Source organism: Streptosporangium sp. NPDC050148 (assembly GCF_055586505.1).
The window spans coordinates 90,337-100,374 of sequence record NZ_JBVJIA010000026.1 but is presented as its reverse complement, the minus strand read 5'-3'; the positions used below and the strand labels follow the sequence as shown (position 1 = coordinate 100,374).

At 71.8% G+C, this 10,038-nt stretch carries 9 protein-coding genes; 2 read left to right on the top strand and 7 right to left on the bottom strand.

Annotated features, from left to right (window positions below; genetic code table 11):
• Positions 1 to 375: 375 nt before the first annotated feature.
• The gene (gene valS, locus ACZ6RT_RS26910; protein ID WP_470156914.1) at positions 376 to 3,117 is read right to left on the bottom strand and encodes a valine--tRNA ligase; all 2,742 of its coding nucleotides are present in this window, start codon (positions 3,115 to 3,117) and stop codon (positions 376 to 378) included.
• 79 nt (positions 3,118 to 3,196) lie between these two features.
• Here valS and ACZ6RT_RS26905 point away from each other — a divergent pair, with 79 nt between their 5' ends.
• Entirely contained in the window at positions 3,197 to 3,493 is a 297-nt protein-coding gene (locus tag ACZ6RT_RS26905; protein ID WP_470156913.1) for a DUF4235 domain-containing protein, read from the top strand.
• A 49-nt stretch (positions 3,494 to 3,542) separates the two neighbouring features.
• On the opposite strand, the gene ACZ6RT_RS26900 is transcribed toward ACZ6RT_RS26905, so the two are convergent.
• The 5 genes from ACZ6RT_RS26900 to ACZ6RT_RS26880 all read right to left on the bottom strand — a co-directional run bounded on the left by ACZ6RT_RS26900 (position 3,543) and on the right by ACZ6RT_RS26880 (position 8,510).
• Positions 3,543 to 4,928, bottom strand: coding sequence for an alpha,alpha-trehalose-phosphate synthase (UDP-forming) (locus ACZ6RT_RS26900; RefSeq protein ID WP_470156912.1), 1,386 nt, complete (start codon positions 4,926 to 4,928; stop codon positions 3,543 to 3,545).
• Between the two features lie 55 nt (positions 4,929 to 4,983).
• On the bottom strand, positions 4,984 to 5,793 hold the full coding sequence (locus tag ACZ6RT_RS26895; protein WP_399186770.1) for a hypothetical protein: 810 nt from the start codon (positions 5,791 to 5,793) through the stop codon (positions 4,984 to 4,986).
• A gap of 82 nt (positions 5,794 to 5,875) precedes the next feature.
• Complete coding sequence (locus ACZ6RT_RS26890) at positions 5,876 to 6,175, bottom strand: DUF4193 domain-containing protein (RefSeq protein WP_344901336.1); 300 nt, start codon at positions 6,173 to 6,175, stop codon at positions 5,876 to 5,878.
• A 272-nt stretch (positions 6,176 to 6,447) separates the two neighbouring features.
• On the bottom strand, positions 6,448 to 7,860 hold the full coding sequence (locus ACZ6RT_RS26885) for a sensor histidine kinase (protein ID WP_399186771.1): 1,413 nt from the start codon (positions 7,858 to 7,860) through the stop codon (positions 6,448 to 6,450).
• Positions 7,857 to 8,510, bottom strand: coding sequence for a response regulator transcription factor (locus ACZ6RT_RS26880; protein ID WP_399186772.1), 654 nt, complete (start codon positions 8,508 to 8,510; stop codon positions 7,857 to 7,859). The genes ACZ6RT_RS26885 and ACZ6RT_RS26880 overlap by 4 nt, the downstream gene beginning before the upstream one ends.
• A gap of 219 nt (positions 8,511 to 8,729) precedes the next feature.
• Here ACZ6RT_RS26880 and ACZ6RT_RS26875 point away from each other — a divergent pair, with 219 nt between their 5' ends.
• The gene (locus ACZ6RT_RS26875) at positions 8,730 to 8,894 is read left to right on the top strand and encodes a hypothetical protein (RefSeq protein ID WP_344901342.1); all 165 of its coding nucleotides are present in this window, start codon (positions 8,730 to 8,732) and stop codon (positions 8,892 to 8,894) included.
• A gap of 164 nt (positions 8,895 to 9,058) precedes the next feature.
• Here ACZ6RT_RS26875 and ACZ6RT_RS26870 read toward each other — a convergent pair whose 3' ends face one another.
• Positions 9,059 to 9,853 carry an inositol monophosphatase family protein gene (locus ACZ6RT_RS26870; RefSeq protein ID WP_399186773.1) on the bottom strand — a complete coding sequence of 265 codons (795 nt, stop codon included), beginning with the start codon at positions 9,851 to 9,853 and terminating at the stop codon, positions 9,059 to 9,061.
• Positions 9,854 to 10,038 lie beyond the last annotated feature (185 nt).

Sequence of the window (10,038 nt, the reverse complement as noted above, 5' to 3'; positions counted from 1 at the left end):
GCGCCGGGGTTAGGTCGGGAACGCGCCCGGGTTGGTTCGGAGGCACGCTGGGGCTGGTGCCCAACGGGGAGCCACGGGGGTTGGGCGGGGAAACGCCGGGGCCCGGGCCGGGGGGGGGGCCCCCCCCGCGACGTGGCCGGGCCCCTGCCCGGAGCCGGCACCCGCCCGGTGGGGCGGGTGCCGGTCCGTGCGGTCGGTCCGCGCCCGCCCGGCCGGGCTCAGCGCTCGGCCGGCGGGCGGGAGATCACCCTGTCCTCGAGGTAGCAGCTGCAGTTTCCACATCCTGGCGGCATGACCCGTCCTCCCCTCACCTGTCGTGTCTCGACCGTACGACGGCGCGGCCCGACGGAAAGGACAGAGTCGCGGGCGCCGCGGTCAGGTGAGGGCGACCTCCACCAGCAGTTCGCCCTCGCCGGGGCGGAGCACGAACTCGTCGATGACGCCCGCGCCGCACAGGTCGTCCTGGGCCTGGCGCACCAGGTCGACCCCCGCGCCGGTGACGGTCAGCCGGGAGACCTCGGCGCGCATGGACAGGCGCGCGTCGGACTTGGCCTTGCGGACCCGGCCGAGGACCGCGGCCACCGCGGGCAGCAGCTCGGGATCGCCCCCGCGCCGGTCCGGCTCGGGCCAGGACGCCCGGTGCACCGAGCCCTCCCGCCACCAGGACCAGACCTCCTCGGTGACGAAGGGCAGGAACGGGGCGAACAGCCGGAGCATGACGTCGAGGGCCTCGCGCAGGGCCGCGTGCGCCGAACGCGCGGCCTCGCTCGCCTCACCCGGGCCCGTCGCCTCACCCGGGACCGCCGCCCCGCCCGCGTCCCCGGCGCCACCGGGGCCCGCGTCCGCTATGCCGTCGGGGCCCGCGCCACCGGGACCCGCGTCCCCCGTGCCACCGGGAGCCGTGCCGTCGCCGTTCCCCTCGCCCGCGTCACCGGCGCGTCCCGTCCGCCCGGGGCGCCCGGCGCCGGTCACGCCGTCGTAGGCCCTGGCCTTGACCAGCTCCAGGTAGTCGTCGCAGAACTCCCAGAAGAACCGCTCGGTCCGCTCCAGCGCGCGGGTGTAGTCGTAGCCCTCCATCGCCTCGGTGGCCTCGTCGACCACCTCCGCCAGACGGGCCAGCATCGACAGGTCGATCGGCTCGGTGACCTCGCCGCCGCCCTCGCCGAGGCCGAGGACGAACCTGGAGGCGTTCAGGATCTTGATGGCCAGACGGCGGCCGATCTTGATCTGGCCGGTGTCGAAGGTGGTGTCGGTGCCCGGACGGCCGTGCGCCGCCCAGTAGCGGACCGCGTCGGAGCCGTACTGCTCCAGCAGCCCGAACGGGGTGACCACGTTGCCCACGGACTTGGACATCTTCTTGCGGTCGGGATCGATGATCCAACCGGAGATCGCGACGTCGCTCCAGGGCAGGGCGTCCTGCTCCAGGTGACTGCGGGCCACGGTGGAGAACAGCCACGTCCGGATGATCTCGTGGGCCTGCGGGCGCAGGTCCATCGGGAAGACCCGGTCGAACAGGTCGGGGTCGCGCTCCCAGCCCCCGGCGATCTGCGGCGTGAGCGAGGAGGTGGCCCAGGTGTCCATGACGTCGGGGTCGGCGGTGAAACCGCCCGGCTTGCCGCGCTGGTCCTCGGTGTATCCGGGCGGCACGTCGCCCGCGGGGTCCACCGGCAGGGCGGACTCCGGCGGCGTGATGGGCGAGGAGTGGTCGGGCTCGCCCTCGCCGTCCAGCGGGTACCAGACCGGGATCGGCACGCCGAAGAACCGCTGCCGGGAGATCAGCCAGTCCCCCGCCAGACCCCGCACCCAGGCGTCGTAGCGGGCCCGCATGTACGAGGGGTGCCAGGACAGCTCGGCGCCCCGCTCCAGGAGCGCCTCGCGCAGCGCGAGGTCGCGCCCGCCGTTGCGCAGGTACCACTGCCGGGTGGTGACGATCTCCAGCGGGCGGTCGCCCTTCTCGTAGAACTTCACCGCGCGCCGCACCGGCCTGGGCTCGCCCTCCATGCCGCCCGAGGCCCGCAGCAGCTCCACGATCCGCTCGCGGGCCCCGTGCGCGGTCCTGCCGGCCAGCTCGGCGTACGGCTCCGCGGGCACGCCCTCGGGCGCGTCCGGCAGCAGCCTGCCGTCCCAGCCGACGACCGGGCGGGTGGGCAGGCCGAGCTCGCGCCACCACACCACGTCGGTCACGTCGCCGAAGGTGCAGATCATCGCGATGCCGGACCCCTTGTCGGGCTCGGCCAGGTGGTGGGCCAGCACCGGCACCTCGACGTCGAACAGCGGCGTCCTGACCGTGGTGCCGAACAGCGGCCGGTAGCGCTCGTCGTCGGGGTGGGCGACCAGGGCGACGCAGGCGGGCAGCAGCTCGGGGCGGGTCGTCTCGATCCAGACCCGGTCGCCGAACCCCCTGGCCCGCTGCTCCTGCGAGAGCGTGAAGCCCAGCCGGTGGAAGGCCCCGGGCCACTCGCGGTCCTCCAGCTCGGCCTGGGCCACGGCGGTGCGGAAGGTGACGTCCCACAGGGTGGGCGCCTGCGCCGCGTACGCCTCGCCCCGGGCCAGGTTTCGCAGGAAGGCGCGCTGGGAGGCGGCGCGCGCGTCGGTGCCGATGGTGGCGTACGTCATCGACCAGTCGACCGACAGGCCCAGGTGGCGCCAGAGCTCCTCGAACGCCTGCTCGTCCTCGGTGGTGAGGCGTTCGCACAGCTCGATGAAGTTCCCGCGCGAGATCGGGACCTGCCGCCTGGCGTCGGGCCGCTCGGGCGGTGCGAACGAGGGGTCGTAGGGGACGGAGGGGTCGCAGCGCACGCCGAAGTGGTTCTGCACCCGGCGCTCGGTGGGCAGGCCGTTGTCGTCCCAGCCCATGGGGTAGAAGACCTCGCGCCCGCGCATCCGCCGGAAGCGGGCGATCGTGTCGGTGTGGGTGTAGGAGAAGACGTGTCCCACGTGCAGGGAACCGGACACGGTCGGCGGCGGGGTGTCGATCGAGTAGATCTCCTCGCGCGTGCGCGACCTGTCGAAACGGTAGGTCCCCTCGGCCTCCCAGCGGCTCGCCCATACCGACTCCAGGCCGTCGAGAGTGGGTTTCTCGGGCATGGGCGCGGGGCGCGGTCGCCGTTGTGTCATGCCTCCCTATGGTATGGCTTCGAACAGGGCGGCGCTCGGAGAGACTAGGGTTCTGAGCGACCGCGAACGGGAGGACCACATGGCCGACACAACCGAGAAACAGGACATGGCGTGGAAGGCCATCGGCGGCCTGCTGGGCCTGGCCACGGCCTGGGGCGTGAGGAAGATCGTCGGCTTCGCCTGGGAGAAGGCGACGGGCAGGAAGGCCCCGGTCGACAACGAGTCGCTGGAGGTCGACCTCGGTGAGGCGATCGGCTACGCCGTGGTGATGGGCGTCGGCATGCAGGTGACGCAGATCGTGGTGGCCCGCACCGCCAGGAAGCGTTACGACGCCTGGAAGGCCGTCAAGGCCGCCGCCAAGGACGTCACGAGCTGACGAACGGCCGCGTCCCCGCCGGGGACGCGGCCTCCGCCGGGCCCGGGAGTCAGGACGCGGGACGCGCCTCCAGCGCGGCCAGGAACGCCTTGGCCCAGCGGTCCACGTCGTAGGTGGAGACCCTGCGGCGCAGCGAGCGCATCCGGCGCGACAGGTCGTGCGGGGTGGCCCGCATCGCGGCCAGCATGGCCCGCTTGAGGCCGTCGACGTCGTAGGGGTTGACCATGAACGCCTGGCGCAGCTCGTCGGCCGCCCCGGCGAACTCGCTGAGCACCAGCGCGCCGCGCAGGTCGTTGCGGCAGGCGATGTACTCCTTGGCGACCAGGTTCATCCCGTCGCGCAGCGGCGTGACGACCATCACGTCCGCGGCCAGGTAGAGCGAGGCCAGCTCGTCGCGGCCGTAGGACTGGTGCATGTACTGCACCGGCTGCTGCCCCAGCTCGCCCTGCTCGCCGTTGATCCGCCCGACCTGCAGCTCGATCGAGTCGCGCAGCCGCATGTACTCCTCGACCCGTTCCCGGCTGGGGGTGGCGATCTGCACGAACGCCGCCTCGCCGGGCTTGATCGTCCCTTCCGAGAGCAGCTCGCCGAACGCCTTGAGGCGCTGGCCGATGCCCTTGGTGTAGTCGAGCCTGTCCACGCCGAGCAGCATGCACTCCGGGTCGCCCAGCTCGGCGCGGATCTCCCTGGCGCGGGCGATGATGTGCGGCTCCCTGACCAGCGAGTCGAGCTCGCCGAAGTCCACGGAGATCGGGAAGGCCGCGGCCCGTACCAGCCGGTCCCCCACCTGGATGTCGTTCTTGTGGTGCTGGTAGCCGAGCAGGATCCGGCAGAGCCGGATGAAGTTGGACGCGCCGCCGGGCCGCTGGAACCCGACCAGGTCCGCGCCGAGCAGGCCCTCGACGATCTCACGCCGCCACGGCAGCTGGGAGAACAGTTCCACCGGCGGGAACGGGATGTGCAGGAAGAACCCGATGCGCAGGTCGGGGCGGAGCTTGCGGAGCATGGCCGGGACCAGCTGGAGCTGGTAGTCCTGGACCCACACGACCGCGTTCTCCGCGGCCTCCTCGGCGGCGGCCTGGGCGAAGCGCTCGTTGACGGCGCGGTAGGACTCCCAGGTCACGCGCGAGTAGATCGGGGCCGCGACCACGTCGTGGTAGAGCGGCCAGAGCGTGCCGTTGGAGAAGCCCTCGTAGTAGAGCTCGACCTCCTCCTCCGACAGCGGGACGGGCACGAGCTGCATGCCGTCGTGTTCGAAGGGCTCCAGCCGTTCGTCCGGGGCGCCGTGCCAGCCCACCCACGCCCCCTCCCTGCGCTGCAGGACGGGGGCGATCGCGGTGACGAGGCCGCCGGGGCTGCGCCGCCACATGTCCTCCCCGACCCGGTCGACGGGAAGACGGTTGGCGACGATCACGAACGCGCTGCGGCCCAGCACAGAATCCTCCAGGTAGTCGAGAGCTTACGTAAAGGACTACCCGTTCAACGAACTTCTATGACTTTCCAGGTGGAAGGGCACCGCGCTGGATCCTCAGGTCCGCCCGTACGGCGTCGCCGAGCTTGTTGGTGGCGGCGCGGTTGAGGAACCCGCCGGCCACGGCTCCGGTGAGGAAGGGGCCGAAGGTGGTGAGGTGACGTCCCATGGTGCGCATCAGCCGGTTGCGGAGCGCGGTCTTGGCGGCGGTGCCGAGGGCCACGGTCATCGTCCCGGGGGCCATGGGGTCGACCCCGCGCTGCTTGGACCAGGCCATCGCGAAGGCCATGGCGCGCTGGGAGCCGGTGCCGGGGACCTGGAGGCCGTACACCTCGTGCAGCTCGGCGATGAGCTTGACCTCGATCGCGGCGACGACGAGGGTCTCGGCGACCAGCTGGGCGGGGGCCGACAGCAGCAGGGGCGGCGCGGCGAACTCGGCCGCGGCGACGGCCCCGCCGATGGCGCCGACCGCCATGGTGGCCTTGGTCGCGGTCCGTACCAGGTCGTCGGCGAGCGCCTCGGAGGTGAGGCCGTGGTGGTGGTCGGAGAGGGTGGCGAGGTCGCGGATGGGGATGCGGGGCGCCACCGCCATGAAGACGTCGGTCAGCCAGCGGCCCCGGCCCGCCCCGGACGCCTTGGCCTTCTTCGCCCCCTGGGCGAGCGATCTCGTGAGACGGCCGAGCAGTTTCCGCCGCTCGGCCCCGTCCATGTCGCCCGGTTCTGCGAGCCTGCCGACGATCTCCGCGACTTCTCGTTCATGCGCGCCGGCCGACTTCTCGGCCGTGAAGTCGTCCGGCGCGGCACCGGTCTGCCTGTTCTCTGACGTCATGTCTCGGAACCTCCTCAAGGCTGTCCGAAGGCCCTACCCCGAAGGGGAGGGACACACCTCGGACAGGCCGTCGGAATCATCGTCAGGCCGCGCACTCCCGGCAGATCTGCTGGTTGTTCTTCTCCACGGCGAGCTGGCTGCGGTGGTGCACCAGAAAACAGCGCGCGCAGGTGAACTCGTCGGCCTGGCGAGGAATCACCCGGAGCGAGAGCTCCTCGTTGGACAGGTCCGCGCCCGGCAGTTCGAGCGATTCGGCGAGATCGGTCTCGTCGATGTCGATGCTGCCCGAGGACTTGTCGGTACGGCGCGCCTGCAGTTCCTGCAGGCTGTCCTCGCTGAGGTCGTCGTCGGTCTTGCGTGGACTGTCGTAGTCGGTAGCCATCGGTCTGCTCCATCCCCCTCATCTAGCTGTCTGCGCTCACTCGCGCGTGTGTAACGTTCGAGAGGCACGGCTTGTGCCCGATCCGCCAGAGAGATTCCTGCTTGGGTACCCCGCCGGAATGGTCACTGAACCTCCCTACACGTGAGGGACGTACTGCCAATGGCCACGGTTAGCCAAATATGGCGTAAACCACAGCATCGGCGGCATGCACCACCGTGTTCGACGGCACATCCAACCACATGTACGGCGTGAACGAGACGCCCCCCGCCGGATCAACGTGGCCGAAGTCGCACGGTGACCACCAGCCCTCCTCCGTCCCTGGGCAGGGCGGTCACATTGCCCCCGTGGGCCCGCACGACCGCGCGGACGATGGAGAGCCCGAGCCCCGCCCCCTTGTCCGAGTCGACCCGGTCGGCGTTGAGCCGCCGGAACGGCTCGAAAAGGCTGTTCACCTCGTACGCGGGGACGTGCAGCCCCGTGTTGGCCACCTGAACAACCAGGGCCCCCTCCACCATTCCCGTCCTCACCCACAAACGTCCGGACTCGGGAAGGTTGTGTTTTATGGCGTTCTCCACGAGATTGGCCACGCACCGCTCCAGCAGGACCGGATCACCGACGGTCTCGGCCGACCGGAGCTCGGCGGTCACGGTGACCCCGGCCTCCTCGGCCCGCGCGGCGAGCTGGTCGACGGCCGTCTCGGCCACGTCCTTCATGTCCACCGGCTTGCGCACGCTCAGCTCGCGCTCGCTGCGGGCCAGCAGCAGCAGGCCCTCGATCAGGCGCTCGTTGCGGGCGTTGACCTCCAGCAGGGTGCGGCCCAGCGCCTTGAGGTCGCCCGACGCCTCGGGGTCGCCCAGGGCGATCTCCAGGACCGTCCGGTTGATCGTCAGGGGGGTGCGGAGCTCGTGCGAGGCGTTGGCCACGAACCGCCGTTGTGTGTCGAAGGCCACATTGAGCCTGGTGAGCATCGCGTCGAAGGTGTCGGCGAGCTCCTTGAGCTCGTCGTCGGGGCCCTTGAGGTCGATCCGCTCGTGGGCGAGGGTGCTGCCCGACAGCTTGCGGGCGGTGGCGGTCATCTGCTGGATCGGCTTGAGCGCCCGGTCGGCGACGATGTAGCCGATGATGACGGCCAGGATGCCCACGCCGAGCAGGGCCAGCAGCGAGCGGGCCAGCAGCTCCCGCTGGGTTCCGGTGATCGCGATGTGCTGCTGCCAGCGCCACTCCTGCTTGATGTTGGCCGCCAGCTCCGGCCCGGTGAGCTGTTCCAGGTCGGTGATGGGGAAATCCGGCCACGCCGAGTAGAGCGACCAGCCCACCACGAGGTAGATCACGACCACGAGCAGGGCTCCGGCCGTGAAGAACAGCACGGCGTAGGTGATGGTCAGCCGCCAGCGGATGCTGACCCGGTCGATGATCGACCGCGCCCTGTCCAGGAGGGTGCGCGGCGTCATGGAGGCGTCGGCCGGGGGCGGCCCGTCCCAGGCGGGCGGACCGGTCGGCGGAGGGGGGTGGCCGACGAGCGCCTTGCCCTGCGGGTCCACCGGCCCGGAGCCGAGCTGCTCGCTCTTCCACCCGCTCCGCTCGGAGTGCGGGCTGATCATCGGGTGGGTCGGCACGGACTCGCCGCCCTGGCCCGTCGGGACGAAGGTCGGGCGGTCCTCTCCCCCGCCTGCCGGAGTGCTCACAGCTTGTACCCGACCCCGGGAACCGTCTCGATCACCTGGGGCTCGCCCAGTTTCTTCCTCAGGGTCATCATGGTGACGCGCACCACGTTGGTGAACGGGTCGATGTTCTCGTCCCACGCCTTGTCCAGCAGGTCCTCCTGGCTGACGACCGCCCCCTCGGCGCGCATCAGCTCCTCCAGGACCGCGAACTCCTTCTTGGTGAGCGCGATCTCCTCACCGTTCCTGCTGACCAGCCGCTTGCCCGGGTCCAGGCGTACCCCGGAGCGCTCCAGCACCGGCGGGAGCGCCGGGGCCGAGCGGCGGCCGAGCGCGCGCACCCGCGCCACGAGCTCGATGAACACGAAGGGCTTGGCCAGGTAGTCGTCGGCCCCCAGGCCCAGCCCCTCGACCTTGTCGTCCACGTCGCCGGACGCGGTCAGCATCAGGATCCGCGACGCGGTACGGGAGGCCACCAGCCGGCGGCAGACCTCGTCCCCGTGCACCTTGGGCAGGTCCCTGTCCAGGACGATGACGTCGTAGTCGATGTAGCCCGTCCGCTCCAGCGCGCCGGCACCGTCGTAGGCCACGTCCACGGCCATCGCCTCGCGCCGGAGCCCGGTCGCGATCGCGTCGGCGAGCACCCGCTCGTCCTCAACCACAAGCACTCGCACGGCCTATGGCACCTCCCGTCACATTTCCCGGACCGCCGCTGGAACGGCTCCCCATTGTCGCTCCCTCCCCTGTAAGCACACGGTAAGGGTCCCCGATGTGAGCACTGCGCGTGATGTCGGAAACACGGAGGTTTAGCGCGCTGTTCACCGTGGGTACAGCCGGATCCAGTCTCTACCGCGCTACTTTCCATCCCCTGAGCCCGTGAGAAAGAAGGTGAGATGGGCGAGTTCACCTCCACAATCGAACACCGCCTCGACCAGGCCTACAGGAACCTGCAGGAGGCCCGGTCCAGCGGGGACGACTACCTCGCCGACACCTTCACCGCCGAGATCGAGGATCTCCAGCGTCTGGCGACAGACAACGGCGTTCCCCTCCAGCGCTGATGGCGGGAAGAGCCCCCCGGCCGGGCCGGGGGGCTCTTCCATGCCCGGCCCACGCCCGGCCGATGCCCGGCCCGGTCGGGCACCTGGCCCGGTCGGGCGCCGCGTCCCGGCCGGTCGTCCCGGCCCGATCGGGCGTCGCGTCAGGATCGGACGTCCCGTTCCGGTCAGGCGTCGCGTTCCGGGTCGAGCCCGAGCAGCAGGTCGTGCAGCTCCTCGAACAGGCCGGGCGCCGCGCAGAGCGTCAGGCCCGGATTGGCCGGTCGTCCTTCCAGCCCGCCGACCCGGGCCCCGGCCTCGGCGGCGATCAGGCCCCCGGCCGCGTAGTCCCACTCCTGGGGGCCGCGCTCGTAGTAGCCGTCCAGCCGCCCGGCCGCCACCGCGCACAGGTCCGAGGCGGCCGAGCCGCCCCGTCGGATGTCGCGCACCCGGGGCAGCACGTGGCGCAGCACCTCGGCCTGCACCGCCCTGCGCCCGCTCCCGTAGCCGAACCCGGTGGCGATCAGGGCCCGCTCCAGCGGCACGCCGGTGTTGCAGCTCAGCCGCTCCCCCGCCAGCCACGCCCCCCGGCCCCTGACCGCGGTGAACACCTCGGCGCGGGGCACGACGTTGACCACTCCGGCGATCACCTCGCCGTCCACCTCCACGGCGATGCTGACCGCCCACTCCGGCACCCCGTACAGGAAGTTGACCGTCCCGTCGATCGGGTCGACGATCCAGCGGACCCTGCCGTCGCCGGTGGTGCCGCCCTCCTCGCCCAGGATCGCGTCGTCGGGCCTGACCGCCTTGATCCTGTCCCTGATCAGCTCCTCCGAGGCCCGGTCCAGGGCCGTCACCACGTCGGTGGGGCTGGATTTGGTGACCAGCACCTCGGGCCGGGCAGGCCGCTTGGCCAGCAGCATCTCACCGGCCTCCCTGGCGATCTCCTCCGCCAGCCGGCCGAAGGTCACGGCACTGTCCACGATCCGCTCACCGCTCCTCGCTCGTTCCACCGGGCTCGCCACGGCACCCGCCGCGCCGTCCCGTCTCCCGCCCGCCCCGGGGGGGGGGGGGGGGGGGGGGGGGGGGGGGGGGGGGGGGGGGGGGGGGGGGGGGGGGGGGGGGGGGGGGGGGGGTGGGGGGGGGGGGGGCGGGGGGGGAAGGAGGG